Annotated in this window: 20 protein-coding genes; 12 read left to right on the plus strand and 8 right to left on the minus strand. The window is 71.8% G+C overall.

From position 1 onward, the window contains the following. The first annotated feature begins 1 nt into the window (after window position 1). The 9 genes from LR393_RS06145 to LR393_RS06185 are packed head-to-tail and all read left to right on the plus strand — an operon-like array spanning window position 2 to window position 8390. Window positions 2–682, plus strand: coding sequence for an alpha/beta fold hydrolase (locus LR393_RS06145; RefSeq protein ID WP_231482209.1), 681 nt, complete (start codon window positions 2–4; stop codon window positions 680–682). Next, window positions 679–1686, plus strand: coding sequence for an ABC transporter ATP-binding protein (locus LR393_RS06150; protein WP_231482210.1), 1008 nt, complete (start codon window positions 679–681; stop codon window positions 1684–1686). The genes LR393_RS06145 and LR393_RS06150 overlap by 4 nt, the downstream gene beginning before the upstream one ends. Further along, window positions 1683–2684 (plus strand): ABC transporter ATP-binding protein, encoded by a 1002-nt coding sequence (locus LR393_RS06155; RefSeq protein ID WP_231482211.1) that lies wholly within the window; start codon window positions 1683–1685, stop codon window positions 2682–2684. The genes LR393_RS06150 and LR393_RS06155 overlap by 4 nt, the downstream gene beginning before the upstream one ends. Beyond that, the gene (locus LR393_RS06160; RefSeq protein WP_231482212.1) at window positions 2674–3432 is read left to right on the plus strand and encodes an amidohydrolase family protein; all 759 of its coding nucleotides are present in this window, start codon (window positions 2674–2676) and stop codon (window positions 3430–3432) included. The genes LR393_RS06155 and LR393_RS06160 overlap by 11 nt, the downstream gene beginning before the upstream one ends. Beyond that, complete coding sequence (locus LR393_RS06165) at window positions 3429–3854, plus strand: cytidine/deoxycytidylate deaminase family protein (RefSeq protein ID WP_231482213.1); 426 nt, start codon at window positions 3429–3431, stop codon at window positions 3852–3854. Before LR393_RS06160 ends, LR393_RS06165 begins: the two co-directional genes overlap by 4 nt. Before the next feature lie 17 nt (window positions 3855–3871). Beyond that, window positions 3872–4630, plus strand: coding sequence for a creatininase family protein (locus tag LR393_RS06170; protein WP_231482214.1), 759 nt, complete (start codon window positions 3872–3874; stop codon window positions 4628–4630). A 13-nt stretch (window positions 4631–4643) separates the two neighbouring features. Then, a complete protein-coding gene (locus tag LR393_RS06175; RefSeq protein WP_231482215.1) occupies window positions 4644–5276 on the plus strand; it encodes a cyclase family protein in 633 nt (210 codons plus the stop codon). A gap of 8 nt (window positions 5277–5284) precedes the next feature. Beyond that, entirely contained in the window at window positions 5285–6799 is a 1515-nt protein-coding gene (locus tag LR393_RS06180) for a gamma-glutamyltransferase (RefSeq protein WP_231482216.1), read from the plus strand. Further along, complete coding sequence (locus LR393_RS06185; protein WP_231482217.1) at window positions 6792–8390, plus strand: amidohydrolase; 1599 nt, start codon at window positions 6792–6794, stop codon at window positions 8388–8390. The genes LR393_RS06180 and LR393_RS06185 overlap by 8 nt, the downstream gene beginning before the upstream one ends. A gap of 27 nt (window positions 8391–8417) precedes the next feature. On the opposite strand, the gene LR393_RS06190 is transcribed toward LR393_RS06185, so the two are convergent. The 6 genes from LR393_RS06190 to LR393_RS06215 form a co-directional block, all read right to left on the minus strand. After that, window positions 8418–9158, minus strand: a complete 741-nt coding sequence (locus LR393_RS06190; protein WP_231482218.1) for a PilZ domain-containing protein — start codon at window positions 9156–9158, stop codon at window positions 8418–8420. A gap of 125 nt (window positions 9159–9283) precedes the next feature. Further along, complete coding sequence (locus LR393_RS06195; RefSeq protein ID WP_231482219.1) at window positions 9284–9919, minus strand: fasciclin domain-containing protein; 636 nt, start codon at window positions 9917–9919, stop codon at window positions 9284–9286. A gap of 124 nt (window positions 9920–10043) precedes the next feature. Then, window positions 10044–10760: an anti-sigma factor gene (locus LR393_RS06200; protein WP_231482220.1), complete on the minus strand. Its 717-nt coding sequence runs from the start codon at window positions 10758–10760 to the stop codon at window positions 10044–10046. Next, the gene (gene sigK, locus LR393_RS06205; RefSeq protein WP_231482221.1) at window positions 10753–11355 is read right to left on the minus strand and encodes an ECF RNA polymerase sigma factor SigK; all 603 of its coding nucleotides are present in this window, start codon (window positions 11353–11355) and stop codon (window positions 10753–10755) included. The genes LR393_RS06200 and sigK overlap by 8 nt, the downstream gene beginning before the upstream one ends. Before the next feature lie 67 nt (window positions 11356–11422). Then, on the minus strand, window positions 11423–12478 hold the full coding sequence (locus LR393_RS06210) for a magnesium and cobalt transport protein CorA (RefSeq protein WP_231482222.1): 1056 nt from the start codon (window positions 12476–12478) through the stop codon (window positions 11423–11425). Window positions 12479–12631: 153 nt separating this feature from the next. Continuing rightward, on the minus strand, window positions 12632–14119 hold the full coding sequence (locus LR393_RS06215; RefSeq protein WP_345718714.1) for a glutamate--cysteine ligase: 1488 nt from the start codon (window positions 14117–14119) through the stop codon (window positions 12632–12634). 161 nt (window positions 14120–14280) lie between these two features. Here LR393_RS06215 and LR393_RS06220 point away from each other — a divergent pair, with 161 nt between their 5' ends. The 3 genes from LR393_RS06220 (at window position 14281) to LR393_RS06230 (ending at window position 19463) form a co-directional block, all read left to right on the plus strand. Beyond that, window positions 14281–15546, plus strand: coding sequence for an exonuclease SbcCD subunit D (locus LR393_RS06220; protein WP_407937293.1), 1266 nt, complete (start codon window positions 14281–14283; stop codon window positions 15544–15546). Then, window positions 15546–18884 carry an AAA family ATPase gene (locus LR393_RS06225; RefSeq protein WP_231482225.1) on the plus strand — a complete coding sequence of 1113 codons (3339 nt, stop codon included), beginning with the start codon at window positions 15546–15548 and terminating at the stop codon, window positions 18882–18884. Before LR393_RS06220 ends, LR393_RS06225 begins: the two co-directional genes overlap by 1 nt. A gap of 162 nt (window positions 18885–19046) precedes the next feature. Next, complete coding sequence (locus LR393_RS06230) at window positions 19047–19463, plus strand: TIGR03668 family PPOX class F420-dependent oxidoreductase (protein ID WP_231482226.1); 417 nt, start codon at window positions 19047–19049, stop codon at window positions 19461–19463. On the opposite strand, the gene LR393_RS06235 is transcribed toward LR393_RS06230, so the two are convergent. Both LR393_RS06235 and gcvP read right to left on the minus strand, forming a co-directional pair. After that, window positions 19423–19803 (minus strand): nuclear transport factor 2 family protein, encoded by a 381-nt coding sequence (locus LR393_RS06235; protein WP_231482227.1) that lies wholly within the window; start codon window positions 19801–19803, stop codon window positions 19423–19425. The two genes, LR393_RS06230 and LR393_RS06235, sit on opposite strands and share 41 nt — an antisense overlap. Window positions 19804–19816: 13 nt before the next feature. Continuing rightward, on the minus strand, window positions 19817–22759 hold the full coding sequence (gcvP, locus tag LR393_RS06240; RefSeq protein WP_231482228.1) for an aminomethyl-transferring glycine dehydrogenase: 2943 nt from the start codon (window positions 22757–22759) through the stop codon (window positions 19817–19819). Window positions 22760–22808 lie beyond the last annotated feature (49 nt).

Here is a 22808-nt window from a genome sequence, read left to right on the forward strand (position 1 = left end):
CATGGAAATCGTTCTGGTGCACGGCGCCGGCGGAACCCCCCGGACCTGGGCCCGGGTCCTCCCGCTGCTGGAGGAAAGCGGTTACGCCGTCAGCGCGGTGACGAACCCGATGACGTCGCTCCTGGACGACGTCGCCACCACCACCGCCTGGATCGACGAGCACACCACCGGCGACGTGCTGCTGGTGGGTCACTCCTACGGCGGCGCGGTGATCGGCGGCGCCGGGGTGCACCCCCGGGTGCGCGGCCTGGTCTACGTGGCCGCCTGGGGCCCCGACGCCGGTGAGTCGATCCAGGACATCCTGGTGCGCTACCCCCCGGCCGAGGTCTCCCAGCACATGCTGCGCGGGCCCAACGGCGAGTGGACGTCGGCGGACACGCCGGAGTACTGGGCGGAGATCAACCCCGACGTCTCCCCCGAGATGCGCGTGCTCTGGAAGAGCGACACCCGGCCCAGCGCCAATGCCGTCTTCGAGCAGAAGGCCCCGGCCGCCGCCTGGCGTGACCGGCCGCGCTGGTACCTGGTCGCGGCGCAGGACAAGACGCTGCGCACGGACACCCAGCGGGACATGGCCGCGCGGATGGAGGCCGTCACGTACGACGTGCCCGGCAGCCACTCCGTACCCCAGGTCAGCCCCGGCCGGGTGGTGGAACTCATCGACGAGGCCGTGAAAGCCCTATGAGCGAGACCGTGCTGAGCATCCGGGACCTCAAGGTCGAGTTCGACGTGCCCTCGGGCCGGCTGCCGGCCGTGAACGGGGTCAGCCTGGACCTGCGCGCCGGTGAGCTGCTGGCCCTGGTCGGCGAGTCCGGCTCGGGCAAGTCGGCCCTCACCATGGGCCTGACCGGGCTGAACCGTGGCCCTCGCACGCACATCTCGGGCACGGCCGACTACCGGGGCACCGATCTGGTGGCGGCGAGCCGGAAGCAGCTGCAGACCATCCGCGGCGCCGACATCGCGGTGGTGTTCCAGGACGCGCTGGCCGCGCTGAACCCGGTGCAGCGGGTCGGCAAGCAGGTCGCCGAGATGATCCGCCAGCACCAGAAGATCTCCAGGGCCGACGCCCTGACGAAGGCCCAGACCCTGCTCGGCGACGTCGGCATCCCCAACCCGCAGCAGAGTGCCCGGGCCTACCCGCACCAGCTCTCCGGCGGTATGCGCCAGCGCGTGATGATCGCGATCGCCCTGGCCAACGACCCGGGCGTGCTGATCGCCGACGAGCCCACCACCGCGCTCGACGTGACCATCCAGGCCCAGGTGCTGGCCCTGCTCAAGCGCATGCAGGCCGAGCACGGCAGCGCGATCGTGCTCATCACCCACGACCTGGGCGTCGTCGCGGAGGTCGCCGACCGGATCGCCGTGATGTACGCCGGGCGCATCGTGGAGGTGGGCACCCGCGACGAGGTGCTCAACTCCCCGCAGCACCCGTACACGATCGGCCTGCTCAACTCGATGCCCCGGATCGACGGTCCCCGGCCGCGCCGGCTGGCCGCGATCAAGGGCAGCCCGTTGTCCGGGGTGAAGCGCCCCGACGGCTGTGCCTTCGCCGCGCGCTGCGAGTTCGTCCACGACGCCTGCGCGGAACGGCCCGAGCTGGCGCAGCGCACCGCCGAACCGGACCATCTCGACGCCTGCTTCCTGCCCGCCGAGGCCAAGTCGGCCGCCCTGAGAGCCGGTGCCGCATGAAACCCACCCCCCTGCTCGAGCTCACCGGCCTGCGGGTCGAGTACACCCGCCCCGGCGGGCGCCGCGTGCGGGCCGTGCGCGACGTCGACCTGACCATCTCCGAGGGCGAGACGCTCGGCCTGGTCGGTGAGAGCGGCTGCGGCAAGTCCAGTCTCGGCCGCGCCGTGCTGCGGGCGATCGAGCCGCAGGCCGGGCGCATCGACTTCCTCGGGCTGGACATCACCCACCTGAAGGGCGCGCAGCTACGGGCGGTCTGGGCCGACCTTCAGATGATCTTCCAGGACCCGTTCGGCTCGCTGAACCCGCGCCGCAAGGTGGTCGACATCATCGCCGAGCCGATGATGCGGGCCCGCGGCGCCACCCGGGCGCAGGCCGAGGAACGCGCCGGCGACCTGCTCGACCTGGTGGGTCTGGGCCGCGACGCCGGCCACCGCCGGCCCCGGGAGTTCTCCGGCGGCCAGCGTCAGCGCATCGCGATCGCCCGGGCCCTGGCCCCGCAGCCGAAGTTCATCGTCGCCGACGAGCCGGTCTCGGCGCTCGACGTCTCGATCCAGGCCCAGGTGGTGAACCTGCTCGCCGACCTGACCGAGGAGAGCAAGCTGACATGCCTGTTCATCTCGCACGACCTGGGTGTGGTGCGGCAGCTGGCCGACCGGGTCGCGGTGATGTACCTCGGGCAGATCATCGAGATCGCCGAGCGCGACCGGTTCTTCGCCGGCCCCGCGCACCCGTACAGCAACGCGCTGCTGGCCTCGGTGCCGCGGGTGACCGCCACCGCCGAACCCCGCCAGGCCCAGTTGCCGGGCGATCCGCCCGACCCGGCCGATCCCCCCTCGGGCTGTCTCTTCTCGAGCCGCTGCCCGAAGGTCACCGACCTGTGCCGTACCGAGCAGCCGACCTTGCGGGAACTCGAGCCGGGCCGCAGCGTCCGGTGCCACTTTCCGCTGAACACCACCGGTATTGAAACAACCAAGGAGCACGCCGACATTGATCATTGATGCCTACAACACCACCCAGGACGTCCGCGGCCGCTCCGACTACCTGACCGGCGCCAAGCCCGGTGAGAAGCCGCCGGCCCACGTGCCGTTCGACCCGCAGCGCATCCTCACCCGGATGGACGCCGCCGGCGTGGACATGGCCATGGTCTGCTCGCTGGCCCAGCGCATCGAGAACGACTTCCTCATCGACATGGTGAGCAAGCACCCCACCCGGTTCATCGGTTTCGGCCAGGTGATGCCGCAGGCCGACAACGCGATCGACGAGATCGAGCGCTTCGCCGCGGCCGGGCTGAAGGGCCTGAAGCTGCACCCGAGCATGCACGGCTACCACGTGGCCGACCACGGCCTGCTCGACCCGGTCTTCGAGAAGTGCGCTTCGCTGGGACTTCCGGTCCTGATCAACGCTCTGGACGACGCGTTCTGCGCACCGCTGGCCATCGAGGAGATCGCCAAGGACCACCCGAACGTGCCGACGATCATCGCGCACATGGGTGCGGTCTGGAACGTGCCCGAGGCGATCATCGTGGCCGAGCGCCAGCCGCACGTGTACCTGGAGACCTCGGCCACCCTGATGTCCGACGTGCGGCGGGCCTACGCCCGCCTGGGCGCCTCGAAGATCCTGCTGGGCAGCGAATGGCCGGGCTCCGACTTCGATCTCGAGCGCTTCAAGATTGCCAAGGCGATCCCCGACGAGGCCGACCGCGCGCTGGTCGAGGGCGGGAACTTCGCGAAGATCCTCGGCCTGTGATCCGGGTTTCCGCGGCGGGCCTGTCCCCGGACGACGTTGAGCTCCTGGACACGGCCCAGGACCTGCTGGGACGAGTCTGGGTGCACGGCCGCCACGAGGTGGCCACCGCCCTGCGCACCCGGGACGGGAAGATCCACACCGGCGTCCACGTCGAGGGGTCCTGCCGCCGCAGCTCGATCTGCGCCGAGGGCATCGCCATCGGCACGGTGCTGAGCAACGGCAGCGCGCTCGACATCGAGGCCGTGGTCTCGGTGCAGATCAAACCGGCCGACCGCTTCCGGGTGATCGCGCCCTGCGGTGTTTGCCGCGAGCTGATCAGTGACTACAGCCCGGACGCGCGGGTCTGGGTGACCGCCGGCGAGACCCTGGAGACCTACCAGGCTCTCGACCTGCTGCCCGAGAAGTCGCGCCGGGTCTGGTAAACAAAAATGGAGGACGCATGAACAGCCCGGTTTTCTGGGAACGCCAGACCTCGCCGGAGGCCGGCGAGATGGTGAAGCGCACCGACGCCGTGATCATCCCGGTCGGCGCGATCGAACAGCACGGCCCGCACCTGCCACTGGCGGTCGACACGCTGATCTGCCAGGCCGTGGCCGAGGCCGTCTCGGCGCAGACCGGTGTGCCGGTGCTGCCGCCGGTCACCTACGGCGTGTCCGGTTCGCACGGTGACTTCCCGGGCACCGTCGCGCTGCGGCCCGAGACCATGATCGCCGTGATGGAAGACCTGATCGACTCGCTGCACGCCAGTGGCGTGCGGCAGTTCGTGCTGCTGAACGGGCACATCTGGAACAACGGCGCGCTCGACGTCACCGCCGAGAAACTGCGCGTGCGGCACCCGGACTCGCGGGTGCGGGCCCTGGGCTACGTGACCATGTACCCCGGCCCGGAGGTCAACGGCCGGGTGCAGTTCGGGCGCGGCCTGATGCACGCCAACTTCTTCGAGACCTCGGTGATGCTGCACCTGCACCCCGATCTGGTACGGATGGAGCGGGCCACCTCGCACGTCGACGTGGACTCGTTCTGGGACTACCGGATGGACCAGGTCAGTGACACCGGTGTCTGGGGCCGCGAGGTCCAGGAGGCCAGCGCCGGGCACGGCCGGGAGGAGTTCGACCGCTGTGTGCAGACCACCGCGAAGGCCGTCGCCTCCGCCGTCGCCGAGCCCTGGCCGGACCCCACCCACCGGCCCACCGTCTGAAAGGCATTCCCGCATGAAGATCTACGACATCACCCTGCCGATCCACCCGAAGATGCTGCACTGGGGCCGCAAGCCCGAGGTCGAGGTGGTCGAGTCGCTGGAGAACGGCGACGCGAGCAACGTGACCCGCTGGCGCCTGGGCGCGCACACCGGCACCCACGTCGACGCCCCCGCGCACTTCGTCGACGGCGCCACGCCGATCGACAAGGTCTCGCTGTACTCGATGGTCGGCCCGGCCATCGTCGCCGACTGCACCCAGGTCGAGGGTGAGGTGCTGCCCGAGCACCTGGAGGCCGCGGGTGTCGCCGGGCACCAGCGGGTGCTGCTGAAGACCACGAACTCGGCCGGCCCGCTGAAGGAGACCGAGCGGGCACAGACCTGGGTGGGCGTCGGCCCGGCCGCCTCGCAGTGGCTGGTGGACCACGGCGTCGAGCTGATCGGTACCGACTACATGACCCTCGAGCACCACACCCGCACCGACACCTGGGACTCCCACCACGTCCTCCTGAACGCCGGCGTCCTCATCCTGGAGAACGCCGACCTGGACGAGGTGCCCCCGGGCGAGTACGAATTGGTGTGTCTGCCGACGAAACTGGTCGACGCCGACGGCGCCTTCACCCGCGCCATCCTGATCGAGAGGGACTGAGACCCGTCATGCCTGAGGTAGCGATCGCGGCACCCCACCCCGACGCGGTGGCGGCCGCCCGCACGGTGGTCGCCGGCGGCGGTGGGGCGGTGGACGCCGCGATCGCGGCCGCGGCCGCCCTGACCGTGGCCTACCCGCACCAGTGTTCGGTGGGCGGTGACCTGATCGCCCTGATCCGCAAGCCCTCCGGTGAGGTGCGGGCGGTGATCTCCGCCGGTGCGGCGGCTTCCGCTTTCGACCCGGCGTCCGTCGCCGGTCTCGACCGGATGCCGCCCGGTGGTCCCCTGGCCATCACGGTGCCGGGGGTCGTGGCCGGCTGGGCCGAACTGGCCTCGCTCGGCGCCCGGTTGCCGCTGTCCGACCTCCTGCAGCCGGCCGTCGGGCTGGCGGCGGACGGGGTCGAGGTGAGCCCCGGCCTGGTGCGGGGCACCGTCGACCGGCTCCCGGTGGTCCGCGCCGATCCGGGTCTGTCGGCGTTGCTGCTCGATGACGACGGTGAGCCCCGGGCGGCCGGGTCACCTCTCGTGCAGCCCGCCCTGGCGGGCACCCTGACCCAGATCGCCCACGACTGGCGCTCGTTCTACACCGGCCCGCTCGCCGAGCGGGTCGCGGCCGCGCTGGAGCGGTTCGGCAGCCCGCTGCGGGCCCCGGACCTGGCGGCCCACCGGGCCGAGGTCTGCGAACCGCTCCGCCGCACTGAAAACGACGTGGTCTGGTCGGTCGCTCCCCCGCCCAGCCAGGGAGCGGCTCTGCTGGCCGTGCTCGCCGCCCCGCCGGCCGGACGGCTCGCCGCCGCCCGCCAGGCCGAGCTGCGCCGTGACGCCCTGCTCGGCGACCCCGCGAAGGGCCCGATCGACGTGGAGGCACTGCTCGGCGCGTCCGCCGCGTCCGTCTCCCAGCTGCCGACCGGCCCCAAACCGGCCGGCGACACCGTGGCCGTGACCGCCGTGGGCTCCGACGGCACCGCGGTCACGCTGATCCAGAGCGTGTTCCAGACCTTCGGTTCCGGCCTGCTCGACCCGGGGACCGGCATCGTGTTCCACAACCGGGGCTCCGCGTTCAGCATCGACGAGGCCCACCCGGGCCGCGTGCAGCCGGGCGCCCGCCCCCCGCACACCCTCTGCCCGGTGATCGCGGTCAGTGGCGACACCGTGATGGCCCTGGGCTGTCAGGGCGGCCGCGCCCAGGCCTGGATCCTCTCCCAGGTCGCGGAAGACGCCCTGGTGACGGACGACCTGAGCGCGGTCCTGGACCGCCCGCGCTGGGTGATCGGCTCCCGCGACCTCGGCATGCCCTCCCCCACCCTGCTGCTGGAGCCCGGCGTCCCCGGTACGGAAGCTCTTTCGTCCGCCGCGACCGACCTGGGCCTGACCGTGGTGACCTCCGGCACCAAGCGCGACGACGCGGGCCACGTCCAGGTCAGCCGCCTGACCAGGACCGGCCTGGCCGCGGCCGCCGACCCCCGGGCCGACGGGGTGGGAACCGTCCTGACCAGCCCCCGGAGTGCCCGGCACCATGCCTGACCTCCTCATCACCGGCGACATCCACACCCTGGCGCCGGAGCACGAGATGCCGGCCCGGGTCGAGGCGATCGGCGTGCGCGACGGGGCCGTCGTGTCCTGGGGGTCACGGGGGTGGGTGCGGGCCGAGCTCGGCGGGCGGGTGCGCGAGATCGACCTGCCCGGAACGGTCCTGCCGGGCTTCACCGACAGCCACGTGCACGTGCTGTGGGCCGGCCGGCGTCAGGACCGGTGCGACCTCAGCGATGTGCGCAGCGTCGAGGAGATCGGGCGGCGGCTGGCCGAATTCGCGGCGGGCCACCCGGGCTGGATCGAGGCCGACGCCGAGTTCGAGGCGATCGACCTGGCCGAGGGCCACCTGCCCGACCGCTTCGACCTCGACCGGGCCTGCCCGGGCCGGCGCGTGGTGCTCGACCGCAAGGGCCACGACGCGATCGTCAGCTCACCGGTGCTGCTCGACGCCGGGATCACCGCCACCACCCCGGACCCGGCCGGCGGCCGGATCCACCGCGACCGCACCGGCCGCCCGACCGGGCTGCTGATCGAGCACCCCGCCGTGGCCCTGGTCCGGACCGTGCAGCCCGCACCGGATCTCGAGACCCGCATCCGCTGGATCCGGCTCGGCCAGGCCGAGCTGCTGCGCCAGGGCATCACCACCGCGATGGACCCGGCCGTCACCCTGGCCGAGCTCCCGGCCTGGATCAGCGCCGCCCAGGAGGGCTGGCTGGGTCAGCGCTCGGTGGTCATGCCGCTGGGCTCGGACGACGTGAGCCCTCTCGAGATTGCCTCTTTCCTGGACGCTTCCGGGATCGACGACGTCGACCCCGGCCGGCTCCGGACCGGGCCCACGAAACTCTTCCTGGACGGCGGCGGTTCGCTGGGCACGGCGTGGCGTTCCAGTCCCTGGCCGGGTCCCGGGAAGCCGGACCACGGCAACCAGAGCATCACCCTCGACACCCTGCGCGCGCACTGCTCGGCCGGTCTGCGCGGACGGGGCGTCGGGGTGCACGCGGTCGGCGACGCCGCGATCGACGCCCTGCTCGACGTGCTCGAGGTGCTGAACTGGGCCGGCGACCAGCCCTACCGGGGCAGCGGGTTCCACATCATCCACGGCTACCTCTCCCCCAGCGGTTCGGCGTTGTCGCGGGCCGCCCGCCTCGGCGTACCCGTCTCCGCCCATCCAGCCCTGCAGTGGGCCTTCGGCACCGCCCTGATCGACCGGCTCAGCGAGGCCGAGGCCGCCCAGGCCAACCCCCTGCGTTCCTGGCTCGACGCCGGGGTACTGGTCGGTGGCGGCAGCGACGGCCCGGGCCCGCCCCTGTCCCCGCTCTTCGGCATGTGGCAGGCCCGCACTCGCATGGTGCGAGGCCGCGCCACCCCGCTCGGAACGTCCCAGGCCATCACCCCCGCCGAGGCCCTGACGCTGTTCACCACCGGCGCCGCCGCGATCACCGGAACCCGCGGCCACCTGTCCCCGGGCGGCCCCGCCGACCTGGTCGCCCTCGACGTCAACCCCCTGACCTGCGACGACGAGGAGCTACGGCAGGGCCGGGTGCTGACCACCCTGGTGGACGCCCGGCCGGCCCTGACCTGAGGGGTCAGCGGTGTCCGGGCGGGTCGATCACCTCGGGCTTGTCCTGCGGCCGGAGAGAGTTCCCCGTTCGCGGTTGAACACCAGGCGCACCAGGCGTTCGCGGTCGATGGGTGAGATGTCGGTGAACTCGGCGCGGAAGCCCTTGCGGGTCTCCTCCAGCACGATCATCAGCACCGGCACCAGGTCGCCGCCGGGCAGGGTGACCTCGCCGTAGATCTGGACGCCGGGGGCGATCGGGGCGCTCCCCTCCAGGTCGGCGCACAGTCCACCGGCCGAGATGGACGTGGTGACGCCGATCAGGGTGGCCATCGCCTCGGGGCCCGGGCCCATCGCGGCCAGCGAACCCGGCTGCAGGGGGCGGCGGGTCGGTGAACCCCGGTGGGCACCCGTCTGTGCCGGGCGCCCCATCAGTGTCCCGCGGAACTCCAGGTTCACCGGCCCCCGGACGTTCTCCCGGCGCTGGTCGGTGAGGGAGGCCGGGCGGATCGCCTTCGACGGCTGGGGCTTCGGCGAGCGCAGCATGAGATCGCCCGCGGTGGCGACGATCTCGACGTCCATCTGCATCGGGCCGGAGTCGGTGGAGAGGTCGACGGTGAGCGGGCCGGACGCGGGGCCCGGGAGCCCGGCGTCCTGAAGGCTGCGCAGGTCGGCCAGCACCGGGATCGCCCAGCCGGGCCCGGTCAGGTCCACGGTGCGCAGCGAGCGCATCGACACCTCGACGTCACCGGCCCGCACGACCAGCTTGCTGCCCCCGGCGATCGACGCCATCTGAACCCCATCCTCGTTCCGGCCCACCTCTGCCGGATCCAGTGTGGGGCCGTCACAGCCTGTTGTCCGGTGATGGACGAACTGATCACCCGAACGCAGCAGGCCGTGACGTCCGGTCACGAATTTCAGGGCTGGAGCACCTTGTCGATGAGGTAGACGGTCGCGTTGGCGGTCTTCACGCCGCCGCAGATCACGTTCGCACCGTTGACCTTGATGGTGTTGCCCTTGCCGGTCACGTCGAGGTCCTGGCCCTGCACGCTGACCTGCCGGCCGACCACCTCGGAGGGATCCAGCTCCTCGGCCACCACGTGGTAGGTGAGTACCTTGAGCAGGGCCTGCGGGTTCTTCCTCAGGTTGTCCATCGTCTTCGTGTCGAGCTGGGCGAAGGCGGTGTCGACCGGCGCGAAGACGGTGTAGTCCTTGCCGTTGAGGGTGTCCCTGAGGTTCACCTTGGCGTTGAGCTTGCCGGTGAGGGCCTGCGTGAGCGTCTTCAGCATCGGGTTGTGGCTCGCGGCGGTGACGACCGGGTCATTCGCCATGCCCTCCACCGAGCCCTTCCCGGTGGGCACCTGGGTGACGTAGGCGCTGCAGCCGGGGCCGACCAGGTTGGCCTGCTCCACGGAGAGGTTCGCCGGGGCGGTGGTGGAGGCCGCTGTCGGGGTGGCGCTCGACGTGCTGTCGCTGCCGCCGCACGCCGCCAGCCCGACGGTCGCCGTGAGCATGGCACCGAGAGCAATCGTCCGGCGGATCTGCGTGTTCATGGAACGAGCCTTCTTCCCCTGGCGGACATCGATTTCCGGCTCCACCCTCCCCCGGGGGGCAGCCACGCCGGCCAGAGCGACACACCTGGTCGGGAAATCGTCCGATCGTTGGAGAGAGCAGGATTCAGGACGCGCCGAGCTCCACCACCGGGGTGGTCGTCGGTCGTTCCGATCCCCCCGCCGGCTCGACCGACACCGCCAGGCGGACGTCGGTGCTCAGGCCCGTCATGAAGGCGGAACCGTCACCGTCCTGGACGCTGAGGATCCCCCCGGACTGAACCGTCCCGTCCCGCATCACCCACATCTGGTACTCGTGGCCGCTGGGGGCGTCGGGCACCCCGCGGGTGGACAGCACGGCTCCGCCGTCGGCCATCACCATCGTGGCCCGGCCACCGCCGGACACCTCCCGGGTCGTCTCGATCCGGTCGGGGTCGGTGAGGACGCGGGTGATCCCGGCGGCCGTGGTGCGGGCCTCCTGGGCCAGGCGGTGCTCGCGCCAGGCCGTCCCGCCGAGCCCCGCCACCCCGGCGATCACGAGCAGGACCGCGGCGGCCCCGGCGAGAAGGCGACCCTGACCGAAACGGCGAGCGGGACGTCCACTGCTGGAAGACAATTGCCGGGTACGGCCGATCTCGGACATCACCGCGCTGTGCAGGCGGGCCGGGGCCGGCTCGGCGACCCGGGCGGCCAGGGAGGCCGTGGCCTCGGAGAACTCCCGCACCTCGAGGGAGCAGGACTCGCAGTCGTGCAAATGCCGCTCGAAGGCACGGCGTTCCAGATCGTCCAGCGCGTCCAGCGCGTAGGCGGCCGACAACGTGTGCAGATCGTGCAGGTCAGGCATCTGAGCCCACCCCCAGGCAGTCGCGCAGACGGATCAGGCCGTCGCGCATCCTCGTCTTCACCGTGCCCAGCGGGAGCTTGAGCAGGCCGGCCACGTCGGCGTACGAGCGACCGCCGTAATAGGCCAGGGTGACCGTGTCCCGCTGCCGCGGGGTCAGGCCGTCCAGGCAGTGACGCACGCGCTCGGCGTCGAGCGTGCGTTCCACCTTCTCGACCACCTCGTCGTACTCGCGCTCGTTGCTGCGCGAGGCCACCGCCTGGTCCCGGTTGCGCGAAGCCTGGGAGCTGCGCACCCGGTCGACGGCCCGGCGGTGGGTGAGGGTGGCGATCCAGGCGCGGGCGCTGCCCTTGGCCGCGTCGAAGCGGGCGGCGCTGCGCCAGACCTCGAGCAGCACCTCCTGGGCGACCTCCTCGGCCTGGTGCGGGTCGCGCAGGACCGACCGGGCCAGGCCGAACACCACGTCGGCCACCCGGGCGTACACCTGCTCGAAGGCGGCCTCGTCACCGCGCCCCACCCGCTCCAGGAGCGCCTCGGTCGTCTCGCCCGGTTCGGGAACCGAGCTCAGACCGGGCGCGACCTCTTGCCGTCCCACCATTCGTGCCTCCCAGTTCCGCACTCTGGCGTCAGTTCGGAGCGCCCCCGCCCGCGGATTGGTGACTCTCTCAGAGCCACTTGTTGTGCTTGAACAGGCCCCACAGCCCGGCGCTGATGCCGAAGATCGCGGTGAGGGCGAAGTAGTACCCGTAGTGCCAGGTCAGCTCGGGCATGTACTGGAAGTTCATCCCGTAGATCCCGGCGATCGCGGTGGGCACCAGGCCGATCGCGGCCCAGGCCGAGATCTTGCGCATGTCCTCGTTCTGCCGCACCGAGACCTCGTTCTGCGTCACCGACAGCCGGGCCACGTTGGCCTGGAGCACGTCGGACAGCAGGCTGTCCTGGCGCTCGATCTCGTCGGTGACCCGCATGATGTGGTCGTGCACGTCGCGGAAGTACTGCCGGGCCCTGTCGTCCATGCCGGGCAGTGAGCCGGTCATCAGCTTGAACATCGGCTCGCCGAGCGGCAGCACGGCGCGGCGGAACTCCAGCACCTCGCGCTTGAGCTTGTAGATGCGCTCGGTGTGGTCGGCCTCCCGCTCGCCGAACACCTGCTGCTCGATCTCCGCGATGTCGTCGTCGATCGACTGCGCCACCTCGGCGTACTCGTCCACGATCAGGTCGGCCACCCGGTGCAGCACCGCGATCGGGCCGCGCTCGCTCGACTCCAGCTTCCCGGCGTCCAGTTCCTTACGCACCCGGGTGAGCACGTCGGTCCGGCCGTGCCGCACCGACACCAGGAAGTGCGGGCCGATGAAGAGCGCGATCTCCTCGACGTCGACGATCTCGTCCTTGTCCACGTACCGCACCGGGCGCAGCACCATGAACCACAGGTCTTCGTACACCTCGAGCTTGGCCCGCTGGTGGGCGCTGATCGCGTCCTCCACGGCCAGGTCGGGCAGCCGGAACTCCTCGGCCACGTGCAGCACGTCGTCGGCGGACGGGTTCTGCAGGCCGATCCAGACGAAACCGTCGGTGCGGCGGGCGGTTTGGGCGGCCTGCTGCATGGGCAGCCGGGTGCTGCGCCGCAGGCCCGGCTCGTAGACCGCGCAGTCGCCGATCACGTCCTCGACGTTGCGGTGCCGCTGACGACGCGGGATGTCGTCCGTCTGCTCATCCTCCACGGGCCGCCTGTCCCTCGTACTCATCCACACCGGCCGCGCCGCGCGCAGGCGCTCCACCGCGAGATCCCGGTTCTGCAACCCACGCGCGAACCAGCGCTGAGGCGTCCTCAATTGAACTCCAGCCCACATACCCGAACACCGAACCCCGTGAGGCTACGGCAATGACCAGGTGTGTACCGGCTCATTCGCGTGCATACCCTCGCAGTAACGCTCGGTCATACGGCGCAGCGCCTCGGCGCGATCCATCCCGGACGAGCCCCCGGTTCCCTGTTCCAGCCGCTCCACGGCCGCCACCTGCCAGGCCGCGCCGTTCAGGCCGGACTTCACCCGGTCCTCGATGATGCCCAGGTACCGGTCCACGTCACTGCCCGGGACCCCGGCCGAGGCCAGGCCCTCGGCGGCCATCGGCAGCATCCGCCGCAGCACCAGCTCGTCCACCCCGGACTGCCCCAGGCCGGGTGTGTACACCGTGGCCTCCAGACCATCCTTCGCACAGGCCAGGAAATTGTCCTCGGCCGCCGCGAACGACATCTTCGACCAGACGGGCCGGGACTCCTCCATCAGCGTGCGCAGCACCCCGTGGAAGAACGCCGCGTTGGCCACCGTGTCCACCACCGTCGGGCCGGCCGGCAGCACCCGGTTCTCCACGCGCACGTGCGGCTCACCGTCGACCACCGCGTAGATCGGCCGGTTCCAGCGGTAGACGGTGCCGTTGTGCAGCCTCAGCTCCTGGAGCGTGGGGGCGTTGCCGGCGTCGAGCATCGCCACCGGGTCCTCCTCGCTGAGTTCGGGCAGCAGCGAGGGGAAGTACCAGCCGTTCTCGGCGAACAGGTCGAAGATCGAGGAGATCCACTTCTCCCCGAACCAGACCCGCGGACGCACGCCCTGGTTCTGCAGTTCCTGGGGACGCGTGTCGGTCGCCTGCTTGAAGAGCTCGATCCGGGTCTCGGCCCAGAGCCGGCGCCCGAAGAAGAACGGCGAGTTCGCGCCCACCGCCAGCTGCGGGCCGGCCAGCACCTGCGCGGCGTTCCAGGCGCGGGCGAAGTCGTCCGGGTGCACCTGCACGTGCAATTGCACGCTGGTACAGGCGGACTCGGGCGCCAGCGAGTTCGCGAAGGTGGAGAGCCGTTCGGCGCCGGTGATGTCCAGATGCAGGTTCTCGCCGCGCGCGGCCAGGATCGAGTCGTTGAGGGCCTTGTACCGCGGCGAGGCGGTCATCCACTCCGGATCGCTCAGGTGCTCGGGCATCGTCGTGGGCAGGATGCCCACCATCACGATGTGCGCGCCGTGCTCGTTCGCGGCGCTCTCGGCCTGGTTCAGCACCTCCCGCAGGCGGCCCTCCATGCGGGCCAGCTCACCCAGCGGCGAGGGCTCGACGTTCAGCTCGATGTTGTAGGCGCCCAGCTCGGTCTGGAAGTTCGGGTCACCGATCCCCTCCAGCACCGCGGCGTTCCGCAGCGTCGGCCGGTAGTCGCCGCCGACCAGGTTCAGTTCCATCTCCAGACCGGTCATCGGCCGGTCGTCGTCGAAGTTCCAGGTCGCCAGGACCCGCTCGAACACATCGAGACAGAGATCCACCTTCTCGCGGTAGCGCTGCCTCTCCTCGGCCGTGTAACGACTCGCGGAGATCTCGTCACCCATACTCTCGACCAAACCACACTCCAGCCGTGCTGGCGAGAGCAGGTGATCAATGGTGATGCGGCGTCACACCACGCCATGCATGTCCGAGACGCTCCGTTTTTGTCCGCATTTCCGGAGTGGCGATGACAGAACTGTCGGTGGGCGAGCCTACGGTGTTCGTCGTGCGCATCCTCCACAGCTCCGACTGGCACCTGGGCCGGTCGTTCCACCGGGTGGATCTGCTGGCCGCGCAGGCGGCCCAGTTCGATCACCTGGTCGAGGTGGTGCGGGCCGAGAAGATCGACGTGGTGCTGGTCGCGGGCGACATCTACGACCGGGCGCTGCCGGGGGTCGATGCGGTGGCCCTGCTCGACGAGGGCCTGCACCGGCTGATCTCGGCCGGGGCGCAGGTGGTGCTCTCCAGCGGCAACCACGATTCCTCGCGCCGGCTGGGGTTCAACGCCCGGCTGCTGTCCGCGGCCGGGCTGCACATCCGCACCGACCCGGCCGCCGTGGGCACGCCCGTGCTGCTGCCCGACGAGCACGGTGAGGTGGCGTTCTACCCGATCCCCTACCTGGAGCCCGCGCTGGCCGCCGGGGCGCTGGGGTCCGAGCGCAGTCATCCGGGGGTGCTCGGGGCGGCCCTCGACCTGGTCCGGCACGACCTGGCGGCCCGGCCCGGCGTGCGCTCGGTGATCTCCGCGCACGCCTTCGTGATGGGCGGCGCGGCCTCCGACAGCGAGCGGGAGCTGTCCGTCGGGGGTCTGGGCCAGGTGCCGCTGGGGTTGTTCGACGACATCGACTACGTGGCGCTGGGGCATCTGCACGGGCGCCAGCAGCTGGCCCGTCCGGTGCGGTACAGCGGCTCCCCGCTGGCGTTCTCGTTCTCCGAGGCGGCGCACGTCAAGGGCAGCTGGATGGTACATCTGGACGCGGACGGCCTGCGGTCGGTCGAGGAGGTCCCGGCGCCGGTGCCACGGCGGCTGGCCCGGTTGCGCGGTCGCCTCTCCGAGGTGCTGGGTTCAGAACGCTTTAATGACGACGAGAGCAGCTGGGCCCAGATCACCCTCACCGATCCGCAGCGCCCGGCCGAGCCGATGGAGCAGTTGCGGCGGCGTTTTCCGCATCTGCTGGAGCTCCGGCTGGAACCGGACCGTTCGGCCGGCGCCGGGCCCGCGTCGTACACCGAGAAGATCGCCGGGCGGCCCGATCTGGACGTCTGCTGCGGCTTTCTCGAGCACGTCCGCGACCGGCCGGCCACCCCCGCCGAGACGGTGCTGATGCAGCAGGCGCTGGAGGCCGCGCTGATCGAGAGCATGGAGGGCGTCGCTCCCGGCCCGGCCTACCGTGACCTGGCGGCGATGGCCGCGGAGACGGTGTCCGACGCGGAGCTGCACGCCCTGCTCTCGCCCCGGGGCAAGGGGCGCCGCCCGGGCCGGTCCGCCTGATGCGTCTGCACCGGCTGGAGATCACCGCGTTCGGGCCCTTCTCCGAGCGTCAGAGCATCGACTTCGACGAGCTCAGCGACGCCGGGCTGTTCCTGCTGCACGGCCCCACCGGCGCGGGCAAGACCAGTGTGCTCGACGCCATCTGCTTCGCCCTCTACGGCCGGGTGCCGGGCAGTCGCGGCGCCGGGGCCCGCTACCGCAGCGACCACGCCGACCCGGCCGCGAAGTCCGAGGTGGTGTGCGAGTTCACGGTCTCCGGGCGGCGTCTGGAGATCACCCGCTCCCCCGAGTGGCAGCGCCCGAAGAAGCGCGGCACCGGCTTCACCCGCGAGCAGGCGCGGGTGGTGGTGCGCGAGCGGGCCGGTGACGACTGGGTCGGTCTCACCCATCGCATGGACGAGGCCGGCGACCTGATCGGGCAGCTCATCGGGCTGGGGCCCGACCAGTTCACCAAGCTGGTGCTGCTGCCCCAGGGCGAGTTCGCGGCGTTCCTGCGGGCCACCGCCGAAGAGCGCCGTCCTCTGCTCCAGAAGCTCTTCGGCACCGACCGTTTCGCCGCCGTCGAGGGCTGGCTGGGCGAACGGCGGCGCGAGGCGGCGGGTTCGGTGAACGCGGCCCGTGAGGAGACCGTCCGGCTCTTCGCCCGGGCGTCGCAGGCCAGGGTCGGGCCGTCCGTCCCCGCGGATCCCGCACCCGATCCCGGCGACACCGAAGCCGTCGCCGGACTGGTGCGGGCCTGGGCCCGGCAGGCGCACGGTGAACTACGCAGTGCCCACACGGCTGTGGGCCGGGCCGAGACCGCCCACGAGAAGGCCCGTCTCGCCAGTGACGCGATCACCGAGCGGGTGCGCCGGCGCGACCGCCGGCGCGAGCTGGGCACCGAACGTGATCTACTGACCGCGCACGCCCAGGAACAGCACGAGCGCAGGGCCCGCTTACAGGCCGCCGGGCACGCCCCGGTGCTGCTGCCGTTGCTGGCCGAGCTCGACGCGGCGTCGGCGGAGGTCGAGACCGCCGAATTCCGCGTCGAATCGGCCGCGACCGGGGTCCGCAAGACCGGTGAGGCCGCGGTGCTGGAGGCCGTTCCGGCCACCCGGCTGGCTCAGCTGCGGGCCGAGCTGGGCGCCCTCTCCACGCTGCTCTCCGCCGAGTTCGAGCTCAAGCGTCTCGACCACGAGTTCACCACGCGGCACGACCAGGTGACCCGCGCCGAGCAGGAGCGGGCCGTCGCCGAGCGGGCCGGGCTCACGCTGGCCGGGCAGGTCGAGCAGTTGCTGGCGGCGCGTAACGACAGTGAGGTGCTGGCCTCGTCCGCCGGTGACCGGCAGCGTGACCTGGAGCGCGCCAAGCGGGTGGCCGAGGCCGTGCTGACCGCGCAGCACCTCGCGCAGGAGCAGAACGCGCTGGAAGACACGCTGCGCGCGGTGATCGATGTGCACCAGGCGGCGGTCTCGGCGCAGCAGGAGCTCCAGGCGCGGCGCCTGGCCGGGATGGCTGCCGAGCTGGCGGCGGGTCTGGGCCGGCACAACGCGTGCCCGGTGTGCGGGTCGCCAGACCATCCCCGCCCGGCCCGGCACCACGGCGGCCTGGTGACCGACCAGGAGCAGGAGCGCGCCGCCGAGCGCGAGGCGCAGACCGCGGCCCGCCGGGAGAAGGCGCGCCAGCGGGTGGAGTCGGGGCGCCAGGAGATGGCCGCGCTGACCGCCATGACCGACGGGGCCGATGCCGAGTCCGCGATGGACGACCTGTCCGCCGCCCAGGCCCGGCTCACCGAGGCGAACCGGGCGCAGGCGCGGGTGACGCAGCTGAACGACGAACTGGCCGGGTTGCAGGCGGCGCTGGAGGCCGCCCGCTCCCGCATCGAGGCCGCCACCGACGCCGCCTCCTCCGGCCGGGAAGACCTGGCCGCGCTCGACAGCCGCCGCGACGACCTGCGGGCCCGCCTCGACCAGGCCCGGGGTGAAGACGCCGGTCTCCAGGCCCGGCACAACCGCCTGGTCGACGCGGTCGAGACCCTGACCGAGTACGAAGACGCCTCCCGGGCCCTGATCGCGGCGCTCTCCCGCCTCCAGCGGGCCCGGGCCGCGGCCGACGATGCCTCTGCCGCAGCCGGTTTCCCCCACCGCGAGGCCGCTGCGGCGGCAGCCCTGACCGAGCCCGAGCGCGAGGAACTGGCCGCGCTGATCACCGACCACGACACCCGGCTGGCCCGGGTCACCGCGCTGCTCGACGAGCTGACGCGGGCGGAACAGGCCGCCGCCGGGCCCGCCCCGAAACCGCGGCCGGTGAGGAAGCCGCGCCGCAAGAGGCTCACGCAGGACCAGCCCATGCTGGGCCTCTGGGAAGAGACCGGGCCCGGGCTGGACATTCCGGATGCGGCGCGGCCGGAGATCGGGTCATCGCAAGACGGTGAGATTCGCAACGGCGAGCTCGAGGACGTCCGGGTCGGGCGGGGCCGGGAAGGCGGGGCCGGGAAGGCCGGTGGGAACGGACGGATCGGCCGGACCGGGAAGGCCGTCGCGGCTGGGGACGATGCTCCGGACGGGGTGGGGACCGCCCCGGGAACCGGGCGGGCGGGCGTCCCCCATTGGGTCGAGGCCGCCGATCTCGACACCCTGGCCGACGAGCTGACCGAGGCCTTCGCGGCCGCGCGGGCGGCCCACCAGGCGGCGCAGGAGCGGCACACGCTGGCCACCCGGGCGGCCCGGGCCCTCAGCGGACTGGCCGACGAGCTGGAGCTGCACGCCACCGAGACAGCCCCGTTGCGCAGCTCTTTCGCCACGCTGGACGCCGTTTCGCGTTGTGTCGAGGGCACCGGTGGGGACAACCAGATGCGGATGCGGCTGAGCGCGTACGTCCTGGCCGCGCGGCTGGAACAGGTGGCGCAGGCGGCCAGTTCACGGCTGGCGGCGATGTCCGGCGGGCGGTACGAACTCGTGCACACCGACGGCCCCTCGAAGGGCGGCGCCCGCTCCGGCCTGGGGCTGGCCGTGGTCGACGGCTGGACCGGGCAGCAGCGCGATCCGGGCACCCTGTCCGGCGGCGAGACGTTCTGTACCTCCTTGGCCCTGGCCCTCGGTCTGGCCGACGTGGTGCAGGCCGAAGCGGGCGGTGCCACTATCGAGACCCTGCTGGTGGACGAGGGTTTCGGCAGTCTCGACCAGGACACCCTGGACGAGGTGATGGACGTGCTCGACGGCCTGCGCAGCGGCGGGCGGGCCGTCGGCCTGGTCAGCCACGTGGCCGACCTGCGCGACCGGATCCCGGCCCAGCTCGAGGTGGTCAAGACCCGTGCGGGTTCGCATCTACGAGTCGGCGTGGCGGCTGCTGCAATATGATGTAGCGACCTAAAATCCTTGCCATATATAATCTTTCATTGATCCAACCTCACACGCCACTCAAGTTTCGCCGGTCTTGCCTGCACGTTTCTGGCGTAGGCCAGAACGCCTGCCCGAACCACGAGTGCGGGGCCCCGGCTCGCCACCCACCATCGGAGAATCATGCCCGTTCTCACCCCCGCCGAGTCCCGCGAGCGCTTCCTGGCCGAGCGCGTCGCCCGTCTGGCCACGGTCTCGGGCGACGGGGTGCCGCATCTGGTGCCGTTGGTCTTCGCGGCCGCGGGGCCGGATGTGCTGGTGAGCGCGGTCGATCACAAACCCAAGCGGACTTCGTCCTTACGCCGTCTGGCCAACATCGGCGAGAACCCGGAGGTGAGCCTGCTGACCGACCGGTACGACGAGGACTGGTCGCAGTTGTGGTGGGCGCGGGCCGATGGTGTGGCCACGGTGCTGCCGGCCGACGAGAGCACCCCGGAGCTGGATGCTCTCGTCGCGCGCTACGGGCAGTACCGGGATCGCCGGCCGCAGGGGCCGGTGATCATCGTTCGGGTGCGGCGGTGGTCGGGCTGGAGTGCGTGACGACGTCGTCCGGGCTCCAGAAGGCCCGCATGCTGGTAATTTTCGCCTCGGTGTCGAAAGTCATCACCTCGACCACGTCGATCTCGTGGGCTCCGGCCGAGAGGGTGAAACCGAACACTGCGGAAGGGCCACCGACCCGCAGCCAGTGCAGGTCGGTGGCGCGCCGCCGGCCTTCGAGACTGCCGTAGAGCTTCTCCAGCTCGGCCGGTCCGGTCAGGACGGGCCCACCGGCCGGGTCTTCCACCGTGGCGCCGGGGGCGAAGCAGTCGATGATCTCGGCTGTCGTCCCGGTCGCCAGGAGGGCCAGGTAGCGGCGTACGGTCTGCTCGAAGGCGTCCACAGTTGTGCTGCTCCTACTCTTCGAAGGCTTCCGGCGACGGGCAGGAGCAGACCAGGTTGCGGTCGCCCCAGGCCCCGTCGATGCGGCGCACCGGCGGCCAGTACTTGAAGCGCGGCGTGACACCCTCGGGATACACGGCCTCTTCGCGGGTGTAGGGGTGCTCCCACGAACCGGTCAGGCACTGGGCCGTGTGCGGGGCGTTGACCAGCGGGTTGTCACCGGCCGGCCAGTGTCCCCCGGCCACCTTGCCGATCTCGCCGCGGATGGCGATCATCGCGTCGCAGAACCGGTCCAGCTCGGCCAGGTCCTCGCTCTCGGTGGGCTCGACCATGAGCGTGCCGGCGACCGGGAACGACATGGTCGGGGCGTGGAAGCCGTAGTCGACGAGGCGCTTGGCCACGTCGTCGACGGTGACGCCCGTGGCCTTGGTCAGGGGGCGCAGGTCGAGGATGCACTCGTGCGCGACCAGGGCGTCGCGGCCGGAGTAGAGCACCGGGTAGTGCTGGCGCAGCCGGGCGGCGACGTAGTTGGCCGTGAGGATGGCGGTGCGGGTGGCGCGGGTCAGGCCCTCCAGGCCCATCATGCGCACGTAGGCCCAGGAGATCGGCAGAATGCCGGCCGAGCCGTACGGAGCACCCGAGACCGGGCCGATACCGGTGGACGGGCCCGCCAGCTCGTCGAGCGGGTGGTTGGGCAGGAACGGCGCGAGGTGCGAGCGCACCGCGACCGGGCCGACGCCCGGGCCGCCGCCACCGTGCGGGATGCAGAACGTCTTGTGCAGGTTCAGGTGCGAGACGTCGGCACCGAACGCGCCCGGTCGCGAAAGACCCACCAGGGCATTGAGGTTGGCGCCGTCGACGTAGACCTGACCGCCGGCCTCGTGCACCGACTCGCAGATCCGGCCGATGCCCTCCTCGAACACCCCGTGGGTGCTCGGGTAGGTGACCATGATCGCGGCGAGGGCCTCGCGGTGCTGGGCGATCTTCGCCTCGAGGTCGGCCAGGTCGACGTTGCCGTTGTCGTCGCAGGCCACCACGACGACCTTCATGCCGGCCATCACGGCGCTGGCGGCGTTCGTGCCGTGCGCCGAGCTCGGGATCAGGCAGACGTTGCGGTCGAGGTGGCCGTTCGAGCGGTGGTAGGCCCGGATCGCGAGCAGCCCGGCCAGCTCACCCTGCGAGCCGGCGTTCGGCTGCAGCGAGACCGCCGCGTAGCCGGTGAGTTCCGCCAGCCAGCTGGCCAGGTCCTTCACCAGGGCGCGGATGCCCTCGGTGTCACCGGCGGGCGCGAACGGGTGCAGCCCACCGAATTCCGGCCACGTGATGGCTTCCATCTCGGTGGTGGCGTTGAGCTTCATCGTGCACGAGCCGAGCGGGATCATGCCGCGGTCCAGTGCGTAGTCCTCGTCGGCCAGCCGCCGCAGGAACCGCAGCATCGAGGTCTCGCTGTGGTGCGTGGTGAAGACCGGGTTGGTCAGGTACTCGGACGTCCGGACGAGGTCCGCGGGGATCGCGGGCAGGGCCGGCCCGGGTGCGCGGTCCTCGACCGAGACCCCGAAAGCCCGCAGCACCAGCGCCACCTGGGTCTGCGTGGTGGTCTCGTCGCAGGCGATCCCGACCCGGTCGGCACCGTCCTGCCGCAGCAGGATGCCCAGGTCGTGGGCGGCGGCGACGACCTCTGCGGCCCGGCCCGGCACCTGCGCGAGCACGGTGTCGAAGAAGTTCTCGTGCACGAGGGTCACGTCGATCGAGCGCAGGCCCGTGGCCAGCGTCGCGGCGTGACCAGCGGTGCGCTCGGCAATCCGGCGCAGCCCCTGCGGGCCGTGGTAGACCGCGTACATCCCAGCCATCACGGCCAGCAGCACCTGCGCGGTGCAGATGTTGCTGGTCGCCTTCTCGCGGCGGATGTGCTGCTCACGGGTCTGCAGGGCGAGGCGGTAGGCGGGGTTGCCGTCGGCGTCCTTGGAGACACCCACGAGGCGCCCGGGCAGCGACCGCTCCAGGCCCTTGCGCACGCTCATGTACCCGGCGTGCGGGCCGCCGAAACCGAGCGGCACCCCGAAGCGCTGCGTGTTGCCGACGGCCACGTCCGCGCCGTCCTCACCGGGCGCGCGCAGCAGCGTCAGCGCGAGCAGGTCGGCGGCGACGGTCACGAGTGCCTTGCGCCCGTGGGCGGCCTCGATCAGGGGACGCAGGTCGGTCACCTGTCCGGAGGTGCCCGGGTATTGCGCCAGGACGCCGAACACGCCTTCGGTGACAGCGTCGAGTGCCGCCGCGGGGTCGGTGGTGAGGTCGGCCACGACCACCGGGATGCCCAGCGGTTCGGCCCGGGTCCGGATCACCGCGAGGGTCTGCGGGAGCACGTCGGTGTCGACGGCGAACGCGGCCCCGGTGGGAAGTCTGGACGCGCGGCGCATCAGGGTCATCGCCTCGGCCGCGGCGGTGGACTCGTCGAGCAGGGAGGCGCTGGCGGTCTCCAGCCCGGTCAGGTCGGAGACCATGGTCTGGAACGCGAGCAGGGCCTCCAGACGGCCCTGCGAGATCTCCGGCTGGTACGGCGTGTAGGCCGTGTACCAGGCCGGGTTCTCCAGCACGTTGCGCAGGATCACGCCCGGCGTGTGGGTGCCGTGGTAGCCCAGGCCGATCATCGGCACGCGCACGGTGTTGCGGTTGGCCAGGGCCCGCAGCTCGGCCAGGGCCTCGGCCTCGCTGACCGGCTCGGGCAGGGCGGGCGTGCCGCCGTCGCGGATGACCGGCGGGATCACGGCGTTCTCGAGGGCGTCGAGACTGTCCAGCCCGACCACGCGCAGCATCGTGGCGATCTGCGGGTCGTCGGCGCCGATGTGGCGGTCGGCGAACGCGTCCAGCCGGTGCCCGGTACCTGGCGCCGGCCGGCCCTCGGGCCCGGGCAGGTCGTCCTGCAGATCGTGCTGACCGGCATCGATGAAGGTCGTCATCGGAGGCTCCCACGCAAAGGGCGTAGCGACCACGGATCGGGTCGCTCGG

Origin of the sequence: Kineosporia mesophila, assembly GCF_021129235.1 — a bacterium.
In the GTDB taxonomy this organism is placed as follows: Bacteria; Actinomycetota; Actinomycetes; order Actinomycetales; family Kineosporiaceae; genus Kineosporia; species Kineosporia mesophila.